Origin of the sequence: Erwinia sp. V71 (assembly GCF_965644245.1) — a bacterium.
Taxonomy (GTDB): domain Bacteria; phylum Pseudomonadota; class Gammaproteobacteria; order Enterobacterales; family Enterobacteriaceae; genus Erwinia.
The window spans coordinates 1-21,837 of sequence record NZ_CBFFRK010000076.1 but is presented as its reverse complement, the minus strand read 5'-3'; the positions used below and the strand labels follow the sequence as shown (position 1 = coordinate 21,837).

Below are 21,837 nucleotides of genomic sequence, written 5' to 3'. Positions count from 1 at the left end.
ATTCAGGCAACCGTCTGTGGTGTTTGCAGAGCTAAGATTGGCGGCTTAGCGTTGCACTTCGGAGTTGAATCCGCCAGGGAACGATGATGCTTTTAGTTAATGCCAGTAATCTGTATGTTGGAGGAGGGGTTCAGGTTGGTGTATCTGTTATTGAAGAATTCACCGAGGCTGGCATTGAATTCATTGCTGCAGTATCTCCTGCTGTCTTTGAGCAACTTTCATCATCCGCAAAGAAACGCTCGCAGGTGATAAAAAAAACTCCGTCTGGTCTTTTTAATTTTTCATCCAGATTGCAGATGGATCACCTCATTACGTCATTACATGTCACTGAGGTTTTTACGATTTTCGGACCAAGTTACTGGAATCCTAAAGTTAAAAACCATCTCGTTGGTTTTGCACTGCCATGGTTAATTTATGAATCCTCTTATATTTTTTCTAAACTGTCATGCAAAGAGAAGATCAAAAAAATAATTTTAAGCTTTCTTCAGCCGTTTTATTTTAAACTGAATGCGACTAGCATTGTTTGTGAGACACGAGATGTTAGTGATCGTGTAGTAAAACTGTTGAATTTTTCCCCTTCAAATGTACACACAGTATCGAACACAATATCATCAGTTTTTACTGATACGAATAAATATGACTACCAAGTCTTAAATAAACTACCATCGAAAGGAGAGGATATATGGTTGTTGACTATATCCCATGACTATCCTCACAAAAATATTGCTATTATTAAAGAGTTGCTCGAGCTGCTTCCTGAATATTATAAATTCGTGCTAACTGTGGGCAATGAATTTAAGAATAATATAGAAGAGAGACATCACAATCGTCTGATTGTATTGGGAAAAGTAAGTAGTGCAGAATGTCCTCCATTATATGAAATTTGTGATGCATTGTTTCTGCCGACCTTGCTTGAATGCTTCAGTGCATCCTATGTCGAGGCAATGTATATGGCAAAGCCTATTTTTACTTCTAACCGTGGTTTTGCTAAAACTGTGTGTGGAAATTCAGCTTACTACTTTGACCCATTGAATGCTTTTGACATAGCCAAGACTATTTTACAAGCCTATAATGAACCATTAGTGATGAAGAATATCAGTTCAGCAGGAAGGTCTATTGTCGCCAATATGCCATCAGCAGCAGAGAGAGCAAGGAAATACTTGAGTATTATATATGCCAACAAAATGTCCAAATAAAAATATCGTTTTTCTTGTTGATGATTATATTCCAGATAGTACAAAAGTTGCTGCTAAAATGATGCATGAGATGGCGGTTGAACTGGTACAAAGAAACATTAATGTTATCGTCGTAACACCATCAGAAACACTAAATAGTCAATTCCACCATGAGTTTATTGATGGTGTTGAAATTATAAGGTTCAAACTTGGCCCCATTAAAAACTGTTATTTAGCCCTTCGTGCAATAAATGAAACATTATTGCCTTTTAAAGCTTTCTTTAATACCTGGGGTTTCTTTATGAATAAAGAAATTGACTTAATAGTCAGTTATTCACCTTCGATATTTTGGGGGCGATTTACCAGGAAATTAAAAGAACGATTTTCATGCCCTGTATATTTGATTTTGCGTGATTTCTTTCCTCAGTGGATCATAGATAATGGCATGATAAAATCTAACTCTCTGGTGGCAAAGTATTTTCGCTATATCGAACGATTAAACTACCAGTCTGCTGATGTTATCGGTATCCAGTCATTGGCCAATATTGAATTTTTTAAACAATACTTCGGAAATAATTATCCGACCCGTTTGCTTTATAATTGGGCGAGTCCAGTAGTTGATGATGAAAATATTGGCTTCAAGAAGAGATTAGGTATTGAAGACAAAACCCTCTTTTTCTATGGTGGCAATATTGGTAAAGCGCAGGATATGGCTAACCTTGTCAGACTTGCGCAGAATTTGCTGCACAAACCTCAGGCTCATTTTGTTTTTCTGGGGCAGGGGGATGAGGTCGAGCTGGTTAAATATATGGCAAAAAAAAATAACATTTATAATCTCTCTTTGCTGCCACCTGTTTCTCAGCAGGAATTTAAATCTATTCTTAAAGAAGTGGATGTTGGGTTATTTTCACTTAGCCGAGATCATGAAAGTCACAACTTTCCTGGTAAAATTTTAGGCTATATGGTTAATCAAATCCCTATCCTGGGTAGTGTTAATGTTGGGAATGACTTACAATCCATCATCAAGGAATATGAGGCAGGGCTGGTGACGGTAAATGGCGAAGATGATCTGTTGCTGCAAAATGCACTTTCCTTGCTGGAAAACCCACGATTGCGTAGACAATCAGGCATTAATGCTGAACGTTTGCTGCACGCAAAATTCACGGTTTCTGCTGCCGCTGATGAAGTTTTATCCATTTTATGATGACCAAGGTTAACAATGTTCAATTCTAAAACACTACTTATCACTGGTGGCACAGGATCTTTTGGCAATGCTGTGCTGGAGCGATTTCTGGAAACGGATATTGCTGAAATTCGTATTTTTAGCCGCGATGAGAAAAAACAAGATGACATGCGGAAAAAATATAAAAACGCTAAGTTGAAATTTTACATTGGTGATGTCCGCGATTATCAGAGTATTTCTAACGCCATGCGCGGCGTTGATTTCGTTTTTCATGCTGCCGCACTGAAGCAGGTACCATCCTGTGAGTTTTACCCACTGGAAGCGGTCAAAACGAATGTTTTTGGCACCGAGAATGTTATTGAAGCTGCAATAAATCATCATGTTAAACGTGTTGTTTGCCTCAGTACTGATAAAGCGGTGTACCCTATCAATGCAATGGGCATCTCGAAAGCAATGATGGAAAAAATCATGGTGGCAAAGGCGCGAAACCTCTCTTCTTCTGATACGGTGGTTTGTGGTACGCGTTACGGCAATGTGATGGCATCCCGTGGTTCAGTGATTCCGCTGTTTGTAAACCAGATCTTTTCTGGAGAGCCGGTCAGCATTACTGATCCGGATATGACGCGTTTCATGATGAGCCTTGAAGATGCTGTGGATTTAGTGTTGCACGCTTTTGTTCATGGTCAGAATGGCGACATTTTTGTACAGAAAGCACCGGCTTCTACCGTAGAAGTATTAGCGAAGGCGATTATCGAGTTAATGAAACAGCAAGGTCATCCCGTCAATATTATCGGTACTCGCCATGGAGAGAAGCTGTATGAAACGCTGCTCACACGAGAAGAGATGCTGCATTCAGAAGACCAGGGCGACTACTACCGTATTCCTGCTGACAATCGCGATCTGAACTATGGCAAGTACTTCGACGAAGGTGATAAAAAGATCTCTGAAGTGATTGATTATAATTCCCATAATACCAGACGTCTGGATCTCGAGGGCACCAAGGCTCTGTTACTGAAATTAAAGTTTATGCAAGAGATCGTGAAAGGCAACCGCGTACATCCGGAGCATTGATGATGGTCACTGCACTTATTACTGGCGGAAACGGTTTTATTGGTAAAAATTTGCAGGTCGCACTGAAAGAACATGGCTGCCAGGTATTGCTGTTTAGCCATAAAGATGCCCCTGCATCGCTGGTGACCATGGTGAAATCGGCGGATGTTGTTTATCATCTTGCTGGTGTCAACAGACCGCTTTCTGACGATGAATTTACCGAAGGTAATACTGATTTTACTGCCCAGTTGATTGATACTATCGCTGAGCACAATCCTCAGGTTAAGCTGATTTACAGCTCATCTGCTCAGGCAGAAAAAGATAATCCATATGGGCGTAGTAAGCTGGCGGCTGAAAAAGTTATTTTCGATGCTGTTGCTTCCGCAAATTTGAATGCCTGTGTTTATCGTCTTCCCGGTGTGTTTGGTAAATGGTGTCGCCCCAACTATAATTCTGTGGTGGCAACCTTTTGCCATAATGTCATTCATAATCTTCCTCTGCGAGTTGATTCTCCTGAACATATACTGGAACTGGTCTATATTGATGACGTTATTGAGACATTCGCGCAGTATCTTAACCGTGATATTCCCACCGGACAGTTCTGCGACATTCCCGTAAAATACACTATTACATTGCAGGCATTAGCCGATAAAATTACCGCTTTCAAGCACTCGCGCGACTCTCTGGTCACGGATGCGGTGGGGCAGGGCATAACTCGTGCGTTATATGCCACCTATCTGAGTTATCTTCCAGCTGATCAGTTTGCTTACCCGATTCCTGTTTATGAGGATCCCAGAGGTCAGTTTTCTGAGCTGCTGAAAACACCTTCTCATGGTCAGTTTTCCTTTTTCACTGCTAAACCTGGCATTGTTCGCGGTGGGCATTATCACCATACCAAGAACGAGAAATTTATTGTCGTTTCCGGAAAGGCGCTTTTCCGTTTTGAACATATTATCAGCGGAGAAGTTGTGGAACTGGAAACCTGTGCTGATCATATTCAGGTCGTCGAAACTATCCCCGGCTGGGCGCATAATATTAAAAATACAGGCACAGATGATCTGATTGTGATGCTGTGGGCTAATGAGATATTTGATCGTTCTAAACCAGACACTACGGCCTGGAGCATGTAATATGGAAAAAAAATTGTGCATTCTGAGTGTTGTTGGCACTCGACCTGAAATTATTCGACTCTCTGCCGTGATGAAAAAACTCGATATTCATTGCGAACATATTATTGCCCACACAGGGCAAAATTATGATTACGAGCTGAATGAGATTTTCTTCAATGATCTGGGTGTTAAAAAACCAGATTATTTCTTACATGCCGCTGGTGATAATGCGGCGACAACCATCGGCAATATTATTATTAAAATTGATGAGTTGTTAGCCGAAGTGAAACCAGATGCCATGCTGGTGCTCGGCGATACCAACAGTTGTCTGGCTGCATTGCCAGCCAAACGGAGAAAAATTCCTGTTTTTCATATGGAAGCGGGCAATCGCTGCTTTGATCAGCGTGTGCCGGAAGAGATTAACCGGAAAATTGTCGATCATATTTCAGATGTCAATTTAACTTATTCAGACATCGCACGTGAATATCTGTTAGCGGAAGGGCTCCCTCCTGACCGCGTGATAAAAACCGGCAGTCCAATGTTTGAAGTTATTAATCAGCAATTGGACAAAATTATTTCTTCTGATGTTCTCCAGCGCCTTAATTTGCTGTCGCGAGAGTTCTTTATTGTCAGTGCGCATCGTGAAGAGAACGTTGACAGCCCGACCAATATCAAAAAACTGGCAGATATTTTGAATGCGGTGGCTGAGATGTATGATCGCCCTGTTATCGTCTCCACCCATCCGCGTACACGCAAGCGGATTGAAGAGAATAACTTAGTCTTTCATCCACATGTGCAGTTGTTAAAGCCGCTGGGTTTTATTGACTATATCAAGTTACAGCAGGAAGCGAAGGTTGTGCTTTCTGATAGCGGAACCATTACGGAAGAGTCTTCAATACTTAATTTTCCGGCGCTGAATATACGTGAAGCACATGAACGCCCGGAAGGAATGGAAGAGGCGTCGGTAATCATGACCGGGCTGAGTGTTGAGCGAGTGATGCAATCTCTGGCAATCCTGGAAAGCCAGCCAGCCGGAGAGGAGCGCCTGCTTCGCCAGGTCGCAGATTACAGCATGCCAAATGTTTCTGACAAAGTGGTGCGTATCATCCACAGCTATGTTGATTATGTTAACCGTGTTGTCTGGAAGAAGTATTAAGCTGATATGTAGATCTTCTTATTGTTCGTTCGTCTGCTTGCAGCCGTTCTCATTGATGATAAAGTTTTTTGATGAGTGCCAGCTATTTGATAAGTCGGGTTTTTTGTGTGGTTTTTCGCTCTAATGCATCCTATCACATCAATCGCTACCCTTTGCTGTTCAAGCTGAGTTAACATCACAGATACATATGAGGTAGCTGCGAAGCTACAAGTACAATCCTTAAGACAGGAGTTGGTAATGTCCAAGCAACAAATCGGCGTGGTAGGTATGGCTGTTATGGGCCGTAATCTGGCGCTCAACATTGAGAGCCGTGGCTATTCAGTCTCAATCTTTAACCGCTCACGCGAAAAGACCGATGAAGTGGTTGCCGAGAACTCAGGTAAGAATCTGGTTCCTTACTACAGCGTTGAAGAGTTTGTTGAGTCACTGGAAAAGCCACGTCGTATCCTGCTGATGGTACAGGCAGGTGAAGCGACGGATAAAACTATCGCTTCCCTGACGCCACACCTGGATAAAGGCGACATTCTGATCGATGGCGGTAACACCTTCTATAAAGATACCATCCGTCGTAACAGCGAGCTTTCTGCTCAGGGCTTCAACTTTATCGGTACCGGTGTTTCTGGTGGTGAAGAGGGCGCGCTGAAAGGTCCTTCCATCATGCCTGGTGGTCAGAAAGAAGCTTATGAGCTGGTTGCACCAATCCTTGAACAGATTGCGGCGCGTGCTGAAGGCGAAGCTTGTGTTGCTTACATTGGTCCGGACGGTGCGGGTCACTACGTGAAGATGGTGCACAACGGCATCGAGTACGGTGATATGCAGCTGATTGCTGAAGCTTACTCACTGCTGAAAAATGCCCTGAATCTGAGCAACGACGATCTGGCGAAAACCTTCAGCGAGTGGAATGAAGGTGAGCTGAGCAGCTATCTGATTGACATCACCAAAGATATCTTCACCAAGAAAGATGAAGAAGGTAAATACCTGGTTGACGTGATTCTGGATGAAGCGGCGAACAAAGGCACCGGTAAATGGACCAGCCAGAGTTCACTGGACCTCGGCGAACCACTGTCTCTGATTACTGAGTCAGTCTTTGCTCGTTACCTTTCTTCACTCAAATCTCAGCGTGTTGCAGCTTCGAAAGTACTGAGCGGCCCGGCAGTACAACCAGTGAGCGGCGACAAAGCAGAATTCGTTGAGAAAGTACGCCGTGCACTGTACCTCGGTAAGATCGTTTCTTATGCTCAGGGCTTCTCTCAGCTGAAAGCGGCATCTGACGAGAACAACTGGGATCTGAACTACGGCGAAATCGCGAAAATCTTCCGTGCTGGTTGCATCATCCGTGCTCAGTTCCTGCAGAAAATTACCGATGCTTACGCAGATAACGCGAATATCGCTAACCTGCTGCTGGCGCCATACTTCAAAAACATCGCTGATGAATACCAGCAGGCACTGCGTGATGTGGTGGCTTACGCGGTACAGAACGGTATCCCAACGCCAACCTTCTCTGCGGCGATCGCGTACTACGACAGCTACCGTTCTGCGGTGCTGCCAGCGAACCTGATTCAGGCTCAGCGCGATTACTTCGGTGCTCACACCTACAAACGTACCGACAAAGATGGCGTGTTCCACACTGAGTGGCTCGACTAACAGCATGATGCCCGCTACGGCGGGCGTTTTGCTGAGTAATAAATAACCCGGCAATAGCCGGGTTTTTTTATACGCATCAAACGACGGCTACTTATGCCGTTCCCGCAAATTCCCAATCACCGTACTCAAATCCAGCTCCTGATCCTGCAGCAGCACCAGCAGGTGATACAGCAAATCAGATGCCTCATTGGTCAGCTCATGGCGGTCATTCACCGTCGCAGCCAGTGCAGTTTCCACGCCTTCTTCACCCACTTTCTGCGCAATACGCTTGGTGCCGCTGGCATACAAGCGCGCGGTGTATGAGCTTTCCGGATCGGCGTTTTTGCGCTCCGCCAGCAGCTGTTCCAGCTGATAGAGGAAAGTCCAGTCCGGTGCCGCCGGTGAAAAACAGCTGGAGGTGCCAAGGTGGCAGGTTGGTCCAGTCGGGTCCGCCAGCACCAGCAGGGTATCGTTATCGCAATCCGGGGTGATGCTGACTACTTTCAGGAAATGGCCTGAGGTCTCGCCTTTGGTCCATAAACGCTGTTTGGTACGTGAGAAGAAGGTGACATTGCCTTCCTGTAACGTTTTATCCAGCGCTTCCTGATTCATATACCCGTGCATCAGCACTTCGCCAGAGACGCGATGCTGTACCACCACCGGCATCATACCGTCAGTTTTGACCCAATCCAGACTGGACAGTTGTTGTTGTGTTAACACGCGCGAATCTCCACACCTTTCTCAATCAGGAACGTTTTCAGTTCGCCGATATTAATAATCTGTTTGTGAAATACCGATGCCGCCAGTGCACCGTCGACATCAGCGTCGCGGAACGCTTCATGGAAGTGTTCCATGGTGCCTGCGCCGCCGGAGGCGATCAGCGGCACTTTACACACCTCACGCACTTTTTGCAGCTGCAGCAGGTCGTAGCCATTGCGTACGCCATCCTGGTTCATCATATTCAGCACGATTTCACCGGCGCCACGCTTCTGCACTTCTTTCACCCAGTCAAGGGTTTCCCACTGAGTGACACGGGTGCGGCTCTCATCACCAGTATACTGATTGACGTGATATTTGCCGGTAGCCTCGTCAAACCAGGTATCGATGCCGACGACAATGCATTGTACGCCAAAGCGATCCGCCAGGCGGGTAATCAGCTCCGGGTCGGCCAGCGCCGGTGAGTTGATTGAGATCTTGTCCGCGCCAAAAGAGAGGATCTGTGCGGCATCTTCCGCTGATTTGATGCCGCCCGCCACGCAGAAAGGAATATCGATCACTTCGGCGACGCGTGATACCCAGCTCTTATCCACTACCCGGCCGTCGGATGAGGCGGTGATATCATAAAAGACCAGCTCATCGGCCCCTTCCTGCGCATAGCGCTGCGCCAGCGGCACGATATCGCCAATGATTTCGTGGTTACGGAACTGTACGCCTTTCACGACCTGGCCGTCACGTACGTCAAGACAAGGAATTATCCGTTTTGCCAGCATGAAATAGCCTCCGTTACGGTGAATTTATCTTCAAGCAGCGCGCGACCGACAATCACGCCCTGTACACCACAACCGCGCAGGGCGGCGATATCCTCAAGCGACCCAATGCCGCCTGAAGACTGGAAGGCTATTTGCGGATAGCGCGCCGTGACTTCCTGATACAGCGCCACGTTCGAGCCGCTCAGGGTGCCATCGCGTGAGATATCCGTACACAGCACATGTTTCAGGCCAACGGGCAGGAACTGTTCAATCACTTCTTCAAGTGTGACGCCCGCCGCTTCCTGCCAGCCGCTGATTGCCACTTCTTTACGATTGTTGGCATCAATGCGTACATCCAGTGCCAGCACGATGGCGTCCGGGCTGTACTCACGGAACCACTGCTGTACTTCTTCGTGTTGCTTTACGGCCGTCGAGCCAACAACCACTCGCGTGGCTCCCGCCGCCAGCAAGGCAGCCACATCCTCTTTACTGCGAATACCACCGCCAACCTGCACCGGGACATCGACGCCCGCCAGCAGCTTTTGCAGCAGAGGGATCTGCCGTGCAGCCGGATCTTTGGCGCCGGTCAGGTCCACCAGATGCAGCACTTGTGCGCCCTGGCGCTGATAATCCTGCAGACGCGGTAGCGGATCGTTACCGTAATCGCGTTGCTGACCGTAGTCGCCCTGATGCAGACGTACCACTTTTCCCTCAATCAAATCTAATGCCGGGATAATCATTGCGGTCACATCTCCAGGAAATTCTTCAGCAGTTTCGCGCCCGCCGCGCCGGAGCGTTCAGGGTGGAACTGCACGCCAAAGAAATTGTCTTTCTGCACGGCGGCAGTAAAGGGTTCGCCGTAGTTACACTGCGCGATGGTGTATTCATTTACCGGCATGGCGTAGCTGTGGACGAAGTAGAAATAGGCACCGTCCTCAATGCCGCGGAACAGATGGTTACCCGCCTGTGGTGTCACCTGGTTCCAGCCCATATGCGGCAGTGGCAGGCCGAAATCTTTCATCAGCTCAACTGGCTTGTCGATAATACCGAGTGTCTCGATGCCGCCATTCTCGTCACTGCCGGAACCCAGCAGCTGCATACCGAGGCAAATCCCCAGCGTCGGCTGGGTACAGGCTTTAATCAAGTCGATCAGCTCGCGCTGGCGCAACTGATCCATTGCCGCCTGCGCGGTGCCGACACCGGGCAGTAACAGCTTATCGGCCTGCAGCACCACTTCGGCTTCGCGGCTGACCTGTGGCTCATAGCCCAGGCGCTGGATCGCCCACTTTACCGACGACAGGTTGGCACAGCTGGTATCAAGAATCACCACACTCATTACAGCACTCCTTTCGAACTCGGCAGGGTGTTGCCCTCGACGCGGATTGCCTGACGCAGGGTGCGGCCAAAGGCTTTAAACAGGCTTTCTACACGGTGATGGTCGTTTTTGCCTTTGGTGCGCAGATGCAGGGTGCTGGCCATGGAGTAGGAGAGTGAGCGGAAGAAATGCTCCACCATCTCCGTGCTCAGATCACCAACGCGCTGATAGCTGAATTCAGCTTTATATTCGAGGTGCGGACGGCCGGAGATATCCAGCGCGCAGCGCGCGAGGCATTCGTCCATTGGCAGCACAAAGCCGAAACGGCCGATGCCACGCTTGTCGCCCAGCGCTTTCAGCAGCGCGTCGCCCAGCGCCAGACCAGTATCTTCCACGGTGTGGTGATCGTCGATGTAGAGATCGCCTTTGACATCGATATTCATACGGAAGCCGCCGTGGGTGCAGATCTGATCCAGCATATGGTCAAAGAAGCCCACGCCGGTATTGATCTTGCTGCCACCTTCACGATCCAGCCAGACCTCAACCTGAATCTGCGTCTCTTTGGTGTTGCGGTTCACCTTCGCGTAGCGATCGCGTTTGGTCAGTTGTTCGCTGATCTGCTGCCAGTTGAGTCCGTCTTTACCGTAGCGCAGGCCGGTTATGCCCATGTTGGTTGCCAGCTCAATATCGGTGGCACGGTCGCCAATCACATAGCTGTTGGCACTATCCAGCACGCCATCCGCCAGCCAGGCTTCCACCATCTGCACTTTTGGCTTACGGCAGTCACAGTTATCTTCCGGCTTGTGCGGGCAAATCAGGATATCGTCGAACTTCACGCCCTGTGAACTGAGGATTTGCATCATCAAATTGTGCGGGCCATCGAAATCCGCCTGCGGGAAGCTGCTGGTGCCAAGGCCGTCCTGATTGGTGATCATCACCAGCTGGTAACCGGCACTTTGCAGTGCCAGCAGGGCAGGGATCACGTCCGGCTCGAACGCCAGTTTGTCCATGCGGTCCACCTGAAAATCTTGCGGTGGTTCAGAAATAATGGTGCCGTCGCGGTCAATAAATAGCGTTTTCTGGCTCATGCTTGCTCCCTGGAGGCGCTGCCGGGTAAAGATTTCAGTGCGGCGATGGTGCGCTCGCACTCTTCGCGGGTGCCAATCGAGATGCGCAGGCATCCGGCAAGGCCCGGTTGTTTATTCTGGTCACGCAGGATAATGCCTTGATCCCAGAGCGTTTTAAAGACCTGACTGGATGCGGTAAAGCGCGCCAGCACATAATTGGTCTCACTGGCGAACACCTGTTCAACACAATCACAGGTTTTCAGTGCGTCGATCAGCCATTCGCGGGTGGCGATCAGCTGTGCCACATGCTCACGCATCAGGGTGATCCCCTGGTCGCTGAGCGCCTGAGCCGCGATATCGGCGACCGGCGTGGAGAGCGGGTAAGGTGCGATCACTTTCATCAGCAGGTCGATAACCGGCTTGTTCGCCAGGGTAAAACCACAGCGCAGACCCGCCAGCGCAAAGGCTTTTGACAGCGTGCGCAGCACCACCAGGTGTGGATAATCCTGCAGCCAGCCAGCCAGTGTCGCGTCAGGGCAGAACTCGATATAGGCTTCGTCGGCGATCACCAGTGCTTTACCGCGCGTCATCTCCAGCAGCTGGCGCAGATCGGCCGGGTTAATCGGGTTGCCGGTCGGGTTGTTCGGGCTGCAGACATAAACCAGTTTTACGCCGTCCAGCTGTTCGCTGATGGCAGGCAGGTTCAGCTGCCAGCCATCCAGCGCCTGAACGGTGCGGTATTCGATGCCAATGGTTTCTGCACTGACGCTGTACATACCGTAAGTCGGCGGGCAGAACAGCACCGCATCTTTACCTGGCTCGCAGAACGCGCGCATCAGCAGCTCAATGCCTTCATCGGCACCACGGCTGACCAGCACCTGCTCGGGCTGCAGACCGGCATAAGCGGCATAGCGGCTAATCACCAGCGCAGGCTGACATTCCGGATAACGATTAAGCGTCAGCTGTGACAAATCAAACGGCACTGCCAGCGGGTATTCATTGGCATTCAGCCAGACATCACCGTTACCACCGAGGCGACGGGCAGACTGGTAAGGCGTCAGGGCACGGACATTGGCGCGCGCCAGGTTCTCAATGGTGTTACTCATGCTTTCTCCCGCAGCGCGGCAACGCGCAGTGTCACGGCATTCTTGTGAGCCGCCAGTTGTTCAGCCGCCGCCAGTGTTTCAATGGTGGACGCCAGATTGCTGAAGCCCTGTGGCGTTAATTCCTGCACCGTCATACGTTTCTGGAAATCAGCCAGCCCGAGGCTGGAGCAGGTGGCGGTATAACCATAGGTCGGCAGCACGTGGTTGGTGCCGGAGGCGTAATCACCTGCGGATTCCGGCGACCAGTCACCCAGGAACACCGAACCGGCGCTGGTGATACTGTCGACCAGCGAACGAGCCTCACGCGTCTGGATAATCAGGTGCTCAGGTCCGTAGCGGTTGGAGATTTCCACACACTGCGCTAGGTCGCGCGCCACAATCAGACGACTGCTTTCCAGCGCCTTACGCGCGGTTTCGGCGCGTGGCAGGTCAGCCAGCTGCTGTTCGACAGCCTGCGCAACCTGTTCAGCGATGTCGCGTGATGGCGTCAGCAGAATCACCTGTGAATCCGGGCCGTGCTCGGCCTGCGACAGCAGATCGGCGGCAACGAACGCCGGGGTCGCGCCTTCATCGGCAATCACCAGCACTTCAGACGGACCGGCTGGCATATCAATTGCCGCGCCATCGAGACGCTGGCTGACCTGACGCTTGGCTTCGGTGACATACGCATTGCCCGGGCCAAAGATTTTGTCCACTTTTGGTACGGATTCCGTACCCAGTGCCAGTGCGGCAATCGCCTGCGCGCCACCGACCTGGAACACTTCCTGCACGCCACACAGCTGCGCGGCATAGAGAATTTCATCGGCAATCGGCGGTGGAGAGCAGAGCACCACCCGCGGACAACCGGCGATACGCGCTGGAGTCGCCAGCATTAACACGGTAGAAAACAGCGGCGCGGAACCCCCGGGAATGTACAGGCCTACCGAGGCCACCGGACGGGTGATCTGCTGACAGCGCACGCCAGGCTGGGTTTCGATATCCACTGCTGCCAGCTGCTGAGCGCGGTGGAAGGTATTGATATTCGCCACTGCGACGGCCATTGCCTGTTTAATCTCATCACCAAGGCGGGCGCTGGCGGCGGCAATCTGCTCTGCGCTGACGCGCAACGCGTCAACCTGGGTTTTATCAAAGGTGGCGTTGTAATAGCGCAGCGCCTCGTCACCTTCTGCTTTTACTTTCTGCAGAATGCCGCTCACGGTATCGCTGATGACGGCCGAGGCGGAGATTGCCGGGCGCATCAGCAGCTGTTGCTGCTGTTCGTCGCTGCAGCTCTGCCAGTCAATAATGGTGTTAAATGCGCTCATCGCCTTACTCCATCATTTTTTCAATTGGCAGTACCAGAATCGAGCTGGCACCCAGCGCTTTCAGTTTTTCCATGGTTTCCCAGAACAGGGTTTCGCTGCTGACCATGTGCATCGCCAGACGGCTCTGGTCACCGGCCAGTGGCAGAATGGTCGGGCGCTCAGCACCTGGCAGCAGGGCAATCACCTCTTCCAGACGTTCGCTTGGCGCGTGCAGCATGATGTATTTCGACTCACGCGCTTTAATTACGCCCTGAATACGTGTCATCAGCTTGTCGATCAGTTCCTGCTTGGCGCCAGGAATTTCGCCATCGCGCTGGATCAGGCAGGCTTTCGAGCGGTAAATCACTTCCACTTCACGCAGGCCGTTAGCTTCCAGCGTCGCACCGGTGGAGACCAGATCACAGATGGCATCGGCCAGACCGGCACGCGGTGCAACTTCCACGGAACCGTTCAGCAGGCAGGATTTGAAATTCACGCCCTGTTTATCGAGATATTTCTTCAGCAGGTGAGGATAAGAGGTGGCGACACGGCTGTTCTGCAGGCACTGCGGACCGGTGTATTCGACATCAACCGGCATTGCCAGCGACAGGCGGCAGCCACCGAAATCGAGGCGACGCAGAGTGAAGTAACGCGGGTCTTCGCCCTGTGCGCGGCGGGTCAGCAGCTCTTCTTCCAGCACGTTTTCGCCGATAATGCCGAGGTCAACCACACCGTCCATCACCAGGCCAGGAATATCGTCATCACGCACACGCAGAATATCGATTGGCATGTTTTCGGCGAAGGCGATCAGGCGTTGCTGCTGTAAGTTAATTTTAATGCCGCAGCGCGCCAGCAGTTCGCGTGAATCATCACTTAAACGGCCTGATTTCTGCATAGCTATGCGTAAACGGGTATTATCTAACATCGGTCCTGTCCTCTTTTTCTGCTCTTGTCTGCTGTTTGCAATTGAATTCTGATGCTGCGTAAAGTCCAAAAAAAAGCCCCCGGAAGATGATCTTCCGGGGGCTCTCTTGCGCTCTGCACCACTGGAAGATCCTGAACGTCTCCCAGCACACATCGCCTGAAAGACTAGTCAGGGTGATGGTGATGATGGTGGTTGAACTGAACGCGTGTCATAAAAATTCCGTATGAATGTGTATTCATTTAAGTTGTAAATAACCTAACCAGAATAATAGCGGATGGCAACCCTTTTTTTCGCGCTGGTAAAGATTCTCCTGTACGGCGAAGATTGTCAGCCTGAAAACAGTGGCGTACCTTGATTATCTGAGCGCAAAACAGGGGAGTTGCAGCATGAAGAAAGTGGCGATCGTTGGACTGGGCTGGCTGGGGATGCCGTTAGCCATGGCGCTGGCGAGTCGGGGCTGGCAGGTCAGCGGCAGTAAAACCACACCGGATGGCGTCGAGGCGGCACGCATGTGTGGTATTGCCGGTTATCAGCTGGAGTTAACCCCTGATTTGGTCTGCGATGCTGACGACCTGGAAGCGTTACTGAATGTTGATGCACTGGTGGTGACGCTGCCCGCCAGTCGCACGGCAGCAGGAGGCGAACACTATGTGCAGGCCGTGCAGCAAATCGTTGACAGCGCGCTGGCGTACAGTGTGCCGCGCATTGTCTTTACCAGTTCGACCTCGGTGTATGGCAAAAACAGCGGGGTGATGAAAGAGAACAGCCCATTGCAGCCAGACACGGTGGCGGGTCGCACGCTGGTGGAACTGGAAAACTGGCTGCACAATCTGCCGGGCGCGGCCGTAGATATCGTGCGTCTGGCCGGGCTGGTGGGGCCAGGGCGTCATCCGGGGCGCTTCCTCGCCGGGAAAACGGATGTCGCCGATGGCGGTCATGGCGTGAATCTGGTGCATCTGGATGATGTGGTGGAGGCGATCGTACTGCTGTTGCAGACCCCTAAAGGCGGTCATCTGTATAACCTCTGTGCGCCAGCGCATCCGCCACGCAACCAGTTTTATCCGGCGGTCGCGCGGCAGCTGGGTCTGACGCCGCCCGTGTTCCTGGCTGAGGGCAATGCGGCGGCTGGCAAGTTGATCGATGGCAACAAGATCTGCAACGAATTGGGTTTCGAATACAGCTGGCCCGATCCGAACAAGATGCCGCTGGGCTAAACCCCCAGCCGGTCGCGCAGGGCATACCACGCTGCGCCCATGGCGGTCAGTGGCACTTTAAAGCGACGGCCGCCAGGAAACGGCAGGTGCGGCAGGCTGGCGAAAACGTCAAAGCGTTCGGCGTCGCCGCGCAGGGTTTCGGCAATCAGTTTGCCCGCCAGATGGGTGCAGGTGACGCCGTGGCCGCTGTCCCCCTGCATGTAATAGACATTATTCTCCAGACGACCAAACTGCGGCATCCGCGACAGCGTCAGCAGGAAGTTGCCGCTCCAGTGGTGGTTGAAACGGATATTGCCGATTTGCGGGAAGGTTTTACGCAGTTTGGGCCGGACCAGCGCGTCGATATCGGCCGGATCGCGTGCGCCATAAATCACACCGCCGCCGTACAGCAGGCGGTTATCGGCGGTGAGGCGGAAATAGTCGAGCAGATAGTTGCAGTCTTCCACGCAGCGATTATTCGGCAGCAGCGACAGCGCGGCATCGGCGCTGAGCGGTTCGGTGGTAATCACCTGTGAACCACAGGGCATACTTTTCGCCGCTAAGCGCGGTTCCAGTTGCGGCGCTAAATAGGCGTTACCGGCGAAGATCACATACTGCGCCCGGACCTCGCCCTGCGCGGTTTTCACCACATTTGGCGTGCCATAGATCACCGCGCTGACCGCCGAGTGTTCATAGATACGTCCGCCATGGCGACGTATCGCCTCGGCTTCACCCAGCGCCAGATTCAGCGGATGCAGATGACCACCGCGCTCATCGAGCAGGCCACCGACATAGCGCCCGGTCGCCACTTCGCGCTGGATGCCCGCTTCGTCCAGCAGGGTGAGCTGTGTATTGCCATAGCTCTGCCACAGCGCTTTCTGGCGGCGCAGATGCCCCATCTGGCGGGCATTGAGCGCGGCAAAAATCCCGCCAGGACGGTAGTCACAGGCGATGGCATAGCGGTCGATGCGATCACGAATAATATCGGCACCTTCAAACATCATACTGCCCAGCATCCGCGCGACATCCGTGCCGTACCGTTGCTGAATCACGTCAATATCGCGACTGTATGAGTTCACCACTTGGCCGCCATTGCGCCCGCTGGCGCCGAAGCCAACGCGAGCCGCTTCCAGCACCACCACATCGTAGCCCGCTTCCGTGAGAAACAGCGCGGATGACAGGCCGGTAAACCCGGCGCCGATAATACACACATCGCACTGGATGCTCTCCTGCAACGCTGGCCACGCATCATGCGGGTTGGCTGTTGCAGCGTAATAACTTTCCACATGGTTCATACAACCTCCCTGGCGCAGCGTGCGACAATAGCGGTTTAAAACGTTGCCGGCGTGTGGGCGCTGACAATGCGGCAACGTGTGGTCGAATTATTGGTAAAGCTGTGCGGGTGACTGGTGTCGATCACATAACTTTCGCCCGCCTGCAGCTGCCAGCTCTGGCCGTTGACGGTGAGCAGGATTTCGCCTTCCAGCAGCGTGCCTGTCTCTTCTCCCGGGTGACGGATTTTGTCGCCCGTGGTGGCGCCAGGTTCATAGGTTTCCAGCAGCATTGCCAGCGTGCGTCCGGCACTGCCATTATGGATCAGCTTCAGTGAGACGCCCTGACCACCGATATCGATCAGCTCATCCGCGCCGATCACCACTTTCGGTTCCTGACTGGCGGCAGGCTCGGAGAAAAACTCTGACAGCGACAGGCCATAGACTTTTAATAACTTTTGCAGGGTGCTGACGGCCGGACTGACCTTGTCCTGTTCAATGGTGCTGATGGCGCTGTGTGTTAGACCGGAAAGCTCCGCGACGCGCCGCTGCGACAATCCTAACTGCTGGCGGATTTGCGCCAGACGCCGTCCTGGCGCCAGCGTGGTTTCGTTCATAGCCTTGTTTCCTGTTGGTAATGTTGGCAGGCGTGAATAAAACGGGAAAAAATGCGTTGTGACAGTCCGGCTTCCTCGTCATGCCATTCCGGGTGCCACTGCACGGCGAGGGCGAAGGGGTGCTCTGTGAGGCTGACTGCCTCAGCCAGGCCATCGGCGGCACGCGCCTCGACCCGCAGCAGCGGACCGGGATCGCGGATACCCTGCTGATGCAGTGAATTGACCTGAAAGGTGGTGCGATCGCGGGTGATACTGGCCAGCAGCCCGCCCGGTTCCACCCACACGGCATGCGCAGAAGCATACTGTTGCGCCAGCGGCAGTGAGCTGTCTTCACGGTGATCCTGTAAATCTGGCTGCAGATGCAGCTGGCGGTGCAGTGATCCCCCCGTCGCGACGACCAGTTCCTGCAGCCCGCGGCAGATCGCCAGCAGCGGCATGTTGCGCGCGATAATCTGCCTGATCAGGGTAAAGGCAAGGCGATCGCGGCCGGGATCGGCATCCGCTTCTGTGCCGGACTCGCCGTAATGGTGGGGTTCGATATTGCTGGGGCTGCCGGTCAGCAGAATCCCCTGCAGAGCGTTTAGCGCGCTATCCAGCACTCCGGGCTGCGCCAGCAAATCGTGCGGCAGGGCAAGCGGCACGCCACCGGCGGTTATCACGGGCGTCAGGTATTTGTTGTGCACCATCTGCGTGGGATGGCCATCGCGGTTTATCTGGCACATCACTACGCCAATCAACGGCTTGTCAAAAATAATGCCCATCTCAACCTCGCGACGCTGGTAAAAATATCAACCGTCAGGGCGTTCATGGCGGGAAACTGTGCAATATATTGTCAATCTAGCAATCGATTGTTCATTATTCAAACTGGCTGGTAACATTTGCACACTTTTTGTGTTGCGGCTATTTTTGAAGAGTGGCCGTTATTTTGAGCATCTCGTACAACCGATAATTCTGGTCAATGGCGGGTGAAATCATGACAAATCTGGTGGAAGTGGAAGACTTCACGCGACACAGTGAAGAGCAGCGAACCAGCGCGTTCCAGCATGAGATTAACACTTATCTGGAACGCCATCCTGAAACGCAGTATGTCGATATTCTTCTCAACGATCTCAATGGTGTTTTTCGCGGTAAACGCATCCCGTTTGCGAATCTGGTCAAAATCGAAAAAGGCTGTTATTTCCCGGCGTCGGTCTTCGCGATGGATATTCTCGGTAATACCGTGGAAGCGGCGGGGCTGGGTCAGGCGCTCGGCGAACCGGATAATATCTGTGTCCCCGTGGCTGGCACCTTAACGCCCTCAGCCAGTGACCCTGAACACCTGGCGCAGGTACTGCTCACCATGCGCAATCAAGATGGCACTCCCTTTGACGTTGAACCCCGAAACGTACTGAATCACCTCTGGCAGCAGTTGCGTAACCGAGATCTGTTTCCGGTGGTAGCGGTAGAGCTGGAGTTCTATCTGGTGGATAAACAGCGCGATGCGGAAGGCTATATCCAGCCGCCGTGCGCGCCAGGCAGTGACGAACGCCATCTGCAAAGTCAGGTCTATTCGGTCGATAATCTCGACCATTTCGCTGCGGTTCTCAGCGATATCGACACGCTGGCGCAGTGTCAGGGCATCCCGGCTGACGGGGCGCTGGCGGAAGCCTCTCCGGGGCAGTTTGAAATTAACCTGCACCATACCCGTCAGGTGCTGACCGCCTGCGATCACGCGGTACAGCTGAAACGGCTGGTGCGCCAGGTGGCGGAAAATCACCAGATGAACGCCACCTTTATGGCGAAACCTTATGAGGAGTATGCGGGCAGTGGTATGCATGTGCATATCAGTATGCTCGATGCCGCCGGACATAATGCGTTGATTAGCGATGATGGCAGTGATTCTCCGCTGCTGAAACGTACGCTGGCCGGGATGATCGATTTACTGCCTGCCTCCATGGCGCTGCTGGCGCCAAACGTGAATGCCTATCGCCGCTTTTTACCCGATGTCTTTGTGCCGCTGCAGGCCAGCTGGGGGCACAATAATCGCACTGTCGCGCTGCGTATTCCCTGCGCGGAAAGCGAGAATCATCGCGTGGAGTACCGTGTCGCGGGCGCTGACGCCAATCCTTATCTGGTGATGGCGGCGATTCTGGCTGGCATCCTGCACGGTCTCGACAATGCGCTGCCATTACCGCCTGCGGTACAGGGCAATGGTAATGAGGCGCCGGGCAATCCACTGCCGATCCGTCAGAGTGATGCGCTGTATGAGTTTGAGCGCAGCGAAGCATTAGCCCGCTTACTGGGTGAGCGTTTTGCCTTCGTCTGGCACCGCTGTAAACATCATGAACTTATGCTGTTTGAGCGACTGGTGACCGCCACCGAAATTGACTGGATGTTAAAGAATGCCTGATGGATAAAAGCTGAGCTTTCGGCAAAAAAAGTTGTTTCCTGGTGCCCAGGACGCTTGTTTCCCTACCTCAGCTGATGCAGAATATGTGCCTGTAAAAAGAGTGAAATAACCGACGTTAATAGCGTTGGTTATTTTTTTTTGCATCAACCACACATACTTTACAGAGGCCGGACCTGGTGCCGGATAGATAGTCGCTTAAAACACGCATACCGTGTCTTGTTGAGGAAAAAAAATGGAACAACAATCGCGCGCGCAGCTGAAAAAAACGCTGACGCTGATGCCGGTGGTGATGATAGGTCTGGCGTATATGCAGCCGATGACCCTGTTTGATACCTTTGGCATTGTTTCGGGTCTGACCGATGGCCATGTGGCCACCGCTTATGCTTTTGCGCTGATTGCGATTCTGTTTACCGCGTTAAGTTACGGTAAGCTGGTGCGTCGCTTCCCTTCCGCTGGTTCTGCTTATACCTATGCCCAGAAAGCCATTAGCCCGCATGTCGGCTTTATGGTGGGCTGGTCATCGCTGCTCGATTACCTGTTTATGCCGATGATCAACATTTTGCTGGCTAAAATCTATTTTGAAGCGCTGGTGCCGGAGATCCCGTCATGGGTGTTCGTGGTGCTGCTGGTGGGCTTTATGACGCTCTCCAACCTGCGTGGCATCAAGACGGTCGCTAACTTTAACAGCGTGATCGTGGTGCTGCAGGTCGCGGTGATGATCGCGATTATGGCGATGGTGGTGTATGGCGTGATGCACGGCGAAGGTGCCGGCACCCTGGTCAGCAGCCGTCCGTTCTGGTCTGAGAACGCGCATGTGGTGCCAATGATCACCGGGGCAACCATCCTCTGCTTCTCGTTCCTCGGTTTTGATGGCATCAGTTCACTGTCAGAAGAGACCAAAGATGCGGGCCGCGTGATCCCGAAAGCGATTTTCCTGACTGCGCTGTTTGGTGGCGTGATCTTTATTGTCGTGTCCTACTTCCTGCAGCTCTATTTCCCGGATATCAGCCGCTTTAAAGATCCGGATGCGTCTCAGCCGGAAATTATGCTGTATGTGGCAGGTAAAGCCTTCCAGTTCGGTATCCTGATTTTCTCCTGTGTTACCGTACTGGCATCCGGTATGGCGGCACATGCGGGCGTGTCACGTCTGATGTATGTGATGGGTCGTGACGGTGTATTCCCGGTGCGCTTCTTTGGCTACATTCATCCCAAATGGCGCACTCCGGCACTGAACGTGCTGCTGGTCGGTGTGATTGCACTGTCGGCCATCACTTTTGATCTGGTGACGGCAACCGCGCTGATTAACTTTGGTGCGCTGGTGGCGTTTACCTTCGTTAACCTGTCCGTTATTTCGCAGTTCTGGATCCGCGAGAAGCGCAATAAGACACTGAAGGATAACCTGAACTACCTGGTACTGCCGGTGCTGGGCGCGCTGACCGTTGGCGCACTGTGGGTTAACCTGGAAGAGAGTTCGATGATCCTCGGCCTGGTATGGGGCGCAATTGGCCTGCTGTACCTGGCGTTTGTCACCCGCAGCTTCCGTAATCCGGTGCCGCAGTGCAGTGAAGACCTGCTGTAAGCAGAACATCTGAAGCACTGATACACCAACAAAAAAAGCCCATAGCAATATGGGCTTTTTTTACGTCCCGGCTAAAGCATCAGCGCGAATACATTTTCTCCTCTCCAGTCTGACATTGCCTATTTTTCGGCGTAGCCGTCCGTTGCCCTTCTTTATATCGTCTGATATCTGCCTGTTGTCATCATTCTCTCTGCTAACGAATAAAGCGAATTTGACAATAATTTCGTCAATATTGGCTGAGCAGGCGCACTTAGGGAAGGTGCGATTTAATCGGTGGGGTTCAGTGGAGTCCTTAGCTGTATTAGCCTTACCTTAGCTGAGCTGTAT

At 52.2% G+C, this 21,837-nt stretch carries 21 protein-coding genes and 1 other annotated feature; of the genes, 9 read left to right on the top strand and 12 right to left on the bottom strand.

Annotation, left to right across the window (positions count from 1 at the left end; translation table 11 throughout):
* The first annotated feature begins 86 nt into the window (after nucleotides 1-86).
* From ACSZO1_RS15255 to gndA, 6 genes are all read left to right on the top strand, one after another.
* Nucleotides 87-1,196, top strand: a complete 1,110-nt coding sequence (locus tag ACSZO1_RS15255) for a glycosyltransferase family 4 protein (RefSeq protein WP_437614014.1) — start codon at nucleotides 87-89, stop codon at nucleotides 1,194-1,196.
* The gene (locus ACSZO1_RS15250) at nucleotides 1,174-2,379 is read left to right on the top strand and encodes a glycosyltransferase family 4 protein (RefSeq protein WP_437614012.1); all 1,206 of its coding nucleotides are present in this window, start codon (nucleotides 1,174-1,176) and stop codon (nucleotides 2,377-2,379) included. Before ACSZO1_RS15255 ends, ACSZO1_RS15250 begins: the two co-directional genes overlap by 23 nt.
* Nucleotides 2,380-2,394: 15 nt before the next feature.
* Nucleotides 2,395-3,429, top strand: coding sequence for a polysaccharide biosynthesis protein (locus ACSZO1_RS15245; protein WP_437614010.1), 1,035 nt, complete (start codon nucleotides 2,395-2,397; stop codon nucleotides 3,427-3,429).
* Entirely contained in the window at nucleotides 3,429-4,538 is a 1,110-nt protein-coding gene (gene wbjC / locus ACSZO1_RS15240) for a UDP-2-acetamido-2,6-beta-L-arabino-hexul-4-ose reductase (protein ID WP_437614008.1), read from the top strand. The genes ACSZO1_RS15245 and wbjC overlap by 1 nt, the downstream gene beginning before the upstream one ends.
* 1 nt (nucleotide 4,539) lies before the next feature.
* On the top strand, nucleotides 4,540-5,673 hold the full coding sequence (gene wecB, locus ACSZO1_RS15235; protein WP_437614006.1) for a non-hydrolyzing UDP-N-acetylglucosamine 2-epimerase: 1,134 nt from the start codon (nucleotides 4,540-4,542) through the stop codon (nucleotides 5,671-5,673).
* Between the two features lie 237 nt (nucleotides 5,674-5,910).
* Nucleotides 5,911-7,317 (top strand): NADP-dependent phosphogluconate dehydrogenase, encoded by a 1,407-nt coding sequence (gndA, locus tag ACSZO1_RS15230; protein WP_437614004.1) that lies wholly within the window; start codon nucleotides 5,911-5,913, stop codon nucleotides 7,315-7,317.
* Nucleotides 7,318-7,404: 87 nt separating this feature from the next.
* Here gndA and hisIE read toward each other — a convergent pair whose 3' ends face one another.
* The 9 genes from hisIE to hisL form a co-directional block, all read right to left on the bottom strand.
* Nucleotides 7,405-8,016: a bifunctional phosphoribosyl-AMP cyclohydrolase/phosphoribosyl-ATP diphosphatase HisIE gene (gene hisIE, locus ACSZO1_RS15225; protein ID WP_437614002.1), complete on the bottom strand. Its 612-nt coding sequence runs from the start codon at nucleotides 8,014-8,016 to the stop codon at nucleotides 7,405-7,407.
* Entirely contained in the window at nucleotides 8,010-8,786 is a 777-nt protein-coding gene (hisF, locus tag ACSZO1_RS15220; RefSeq protein ID WP_437614000.1) for an imidazole glycerol phosphate synthase subunit HisF, read from the bottom strand. The genes hisIE and hisF overlap by 7 nt, the downstream gene beginning before the upstream one ends.
* Entirely contained in the window at nucleotides 8,768-9,505 is a 738-nt protein-coding gene (gene hisA / locus ACSZO1_RS15215) for a 1-(5-phosphoribosyl)-5-[(5-phosphoribosylamino)methylideneamino]imidazole-4-carboxamide isomerase (protein ID WP_437614026.1), read from the bottom strand. Before hisA ends, hisF begins: the two co-directional genes overlap by 19 nt.
* Before the next feature lie 5 nt (nucleotides 9,506-9,510).
* The gene (gene hisH, locus ACSZO1_RS15210; protein WP_437613998.1) at nucleotides 9,511-10,101 is read right to left on the bottom strand and encodes an imidazole glycerol phosphate synthase subunit HisH; all 591 of its coding nucleotides are present in this window, start codon (nucleotides 10,099-10,101) and stop codon (nucleotides 9,511-9,513) included.
* Nucleotides 10,101-11,168: a bifunctional histidinol-phosphatase/imidazoleglycerol-phosphate dehydratase HisB gene (hisB, locus tag ACSZO1_RS15205; RefSeq protein ID WP_437613996.1), complete on the bottom strand. Its 1,068-nt coding sequence runs from the start codon at nucleotides 11,166-11,168 to the stop codon at nucleotides 10,101-10,103. The genes hisH and hisB overlap by 1 nt, the downstream gene beginning before the upstream one ends.
* The gene (hisC, locus tag ACSZO1_RS15200; RefSeq protein WP_437613994.1) at nucleotides 11,165-12,253 is read right to left on the bottom strand and encodes a histidinol-phosphate transaminase; all 1,089 of its coding nucleotides are present in this window, start codon (nucleotides 12,251-12,253) and stop codon (nucleotides 11,165-11,167) included. Before hisC ends, hisB begins: the two co-directional genes overlap by 4 nt.
* Nucleotides 12,250-13,557, bottom strand: a complete 1,308-nt coding sequence (gene hisD, locus ACSZO1_RS15195) for a histidinol dehydrogenase (RefSeq protein WP_437613992.1) — start codon at nucleotides 13,555-13,557, stop codon at nucleotides 12,250-12,252. Before hisD ends, hisC begins: the two co-directional genes overlap by 4 nt.
* Nucleotides 13,558-13,561: 4 nt before the next feature.
* The gene (hisG, locus tag ACSZO1_RS15190) at nucleotides 13,562-14,461 is read right to left on the bottom strand and encodes an ATP phosphoribosyltransferase (protein WP_437613990.1); all 900 of its coding nucleotides are present in this window, start codon (nucleotides 14,459-14,461) and stop codon (nucleotides 13,562-13,564) included.
* 67 nt (nucleotides 14,462-14,528) lie between these two features.
* Nucleotides 14,529-14,650: a sequence feature (His leader region), on the bottom strand.
* The gene (gene hisL / locus ACSZO1_RS15185) at nucleotides 14,626-14,673 is read right to left on the bottom strand and encodes a his operon leader peptide (RefSeq protein ID WP_100396937.1); all 48 of its coding nucleotides are present in this window, start codon (nucleotides 14,671-14,673) and stop codon (nucleotides 14,626-14,628) included. Its footprint overlaps the feature before it by 25 nt.
* A gap of 174 nt (nucleotides 14,674-14,847) precedes the next feature.
* Here hisL and ACSZO1_RS15180 point away from each other — a divergent pair, with 174 nt between their 5' ends.
* Nucleotides 14,848-15,675, top strand: a complete 828-nt coding sequence (locus tag ACSZO1_RS15180) for an SDR family oxidoreductase (protein WP_437613989.1) — start codon at nucleotides 14,848-14,850, stop codon at nucleotides 15,673-15,675.
* Here the strand turns inward: ACSZO1_RS15180 and ACSZO1_RS15175 are convergent.
* Genes ACSZO1_RS15175 through puuD form a run of 3 tightly spaced genes read right to left on the bottom strand, consistent with a single transcriptional unit; the run spans nucleotide 15,672 to nucleotide 18,303 of the window.
* A complete protein-coding gene (locus ACSZO1_RS15175) occupies nucleotides 15,672-16,949 on the bottom strand; it encodes an NAD(P)/FAD-dependent oxidoreductase (protein WP_437613987.1) in 1,278 nt (425 codons plus the stop codon). The two genes, ACSZO1_RS15180 and ACSZO1_RS15175, sit on opposite strands and share 4 nt — an antisense overlap.
* Before the next feature lie 35 nt (nucleotides 16,950-16,984).
* Entirely contained in the window at nucleotides 16,985-17,542 is a 558-nt protein-coding gene (gene puuR / locus ACSZO1_RS15170) for an HTH-type transcriptional regulator PuuR (protein WP_437613985.1), read from the bottom strand.
* A complete protein-coding gene (gene puuD / locus ACSZO1_RS15165; protein ID WP_437613983.1) occupies nucleotides 17,539-18,303 on the bottom strand; it encodes a gamma-glutamyl-gamma-aminobutyrate hydrolase in 765 nt (254 codons plus the stop codon). The genes puuR and puuD overlap by 4 nt, the downstream gene beginning before the upstream one ends.
* A 209-nt stretch (nucleotides 18,304-18,512) precedes the next feature.
* On the opposite strand from puuD, the gene ACSZO1_RS15160 reads away from it, so the two are divergent.
* Both ACSZO1_RS15160 and ACSZO1_RS15155 read left to right on the top strand, forming a co-directional pair.
* Entirely contained in the window at nucleotides 18,513-19,931 is a 1,419-nt protein-coding gene (locus tag ACSZO1_RS15160) for a glutamine synthetase family protein (RefSeq protein ID WP_437614016.1), read from the top strand.
* A 232-nt stretch (nucleotides 19,932-20,163) separates the two neighbouring features.
* A complete protein-coding gene (locus ACSZO1_RS15155; RefSeq protein WP_437613981.1) occupies nucleotides 20,164-21,510 on the top strand; it encodes an APC family permease in 1,347 nt (448 codons plus the stop codon).
* Nucleotides 21,511-21,837: the final 327 nt, after the last annotated feature.

Excerpts from the sequence above, each read along its gene's own strand:
- puuR (WP_437613985.1), bottom strand. The coding sequence starts at position 17,542 with ATGAACGAAACCACGCTGGCGCCAGGACGGCGTCTGGCGCAAATCCGC.
- ACSZO1_RS15180 (WP_437613989.1), top strand. The coding sequence starts at position 14,848 with ATGAAGAAAGTGGCGATCGTTGGACTGGGCTGGCTGGGGATGCCGTTA.
- ACSZO1_RS15155 (WP_437613981.1), top strand. The coding sequence starts at position 20,164 with ATGGAACAACAATCGCGCGCGCAGCTGAAAAAAACGCTGACGCTGATG.
- hisG (WP_437613990.1), bottom strand. The coding sequence starts at position 14,461 with ATGTTAGATAATACCCGTTTACGCATAGCTATGCAGAAATCAGGCCGT.
- ACSZO1_RS15245 (WP_437614010.1), top strand. The coding sequence starts at position 2,395 with ATGTTCAATTCTAAAACACTACTTATCACTGGTGGCACAGGATCTTTT.
- ACSZO1_RS15255 (WP_437614014.1), top strand. The coding sequence starts at position 87 with ATGCTTTTAGTTAATGCCAGTAATCTGTATGTTGGAGGAGGGGTTCAG.
- hisH (WP_437613998.1), bottom strand. The coding sequence starts at position 10,101 with ATGAGTGTGGTGATTCTTGATACCAGCTGTGCCAACCTGTCGTCGGTA.
- gndA (WP_437614004.1), top strand. The coding sequence starts at position 5,911 with ATGTCCAAGCAACAAATCGGCGTGGTAGGTATGGCTGTTATGGGCCGT.
- ACSZO1_RS15250 (WP_437614012.1), top strand. The coding sequence starts at position 1,174 with ATGCCAACAAAATGTCCAAATAAAAATATCGTTTTTCTTGTTGATGAT.
- wecB (WP_437614006.1), top strand. The coding sequence starts at position 4,540 with ATGGAAAAAAAATTGTGCATTCTGAGTGTTGTTGGCACTCGACCTGAA.
- hisD (WP_437613992.1), bottom strand. The coding sequence starts at position 13,557 with ATGAGCGCATTTAACACCATTATTGACTGGCAGAGCTGCAGCGACGAA.
- wbjC (WP_437614008.1), top strand. The coding sequence starts at position 3,429 with ATGATGGTCACTGCACTTATTACTGGCGGAAACGGTTTTATTGGTAAA.
- puuD (WP_437613983.1), bottom strand. The coding sequence starts at position 18,303 with ATGGGCATTATTTTTGACAAGCCGTTGATTGGCGTAGTGATGTGCCAG.
- hisC (WP_437613994.1), bottom strand. The coding sequence starts at position 12,253 with ATGAGTAACACCATTGAGAACCTGGCGCGCGCCAATGTCCGTGCCCTG.
- hisB (WP_437613996.1), bottom strand. The coding sequence starts at position 11,168 with ATGAGCCAGAAAACGCTATTTATTGACCGCGACGGCACCATTATTTCT.
- hisA (WP_437614026.1), bottom strand. The coding sequence starts at position 9,505 with ATGATTATCCCGGCATTAGATTTGATTGAGGGAAAAGTGGTACGTCTG.
- ACSZO1_RS15175 (WP_437613987.1), bottom strand. The coding sequence starts at position 16,949 with ATGAACCATGTGGAAAGTTATTACGCTGCAACAGCCAACCCGCATGAT.
- hisF (WP_437614000.1), bottom strand. The coding sequence starts at position 8,786 with ATGCTGGCAAAACGGATAATTCCTTGTCTTGACGTACGTGACGGCCAG.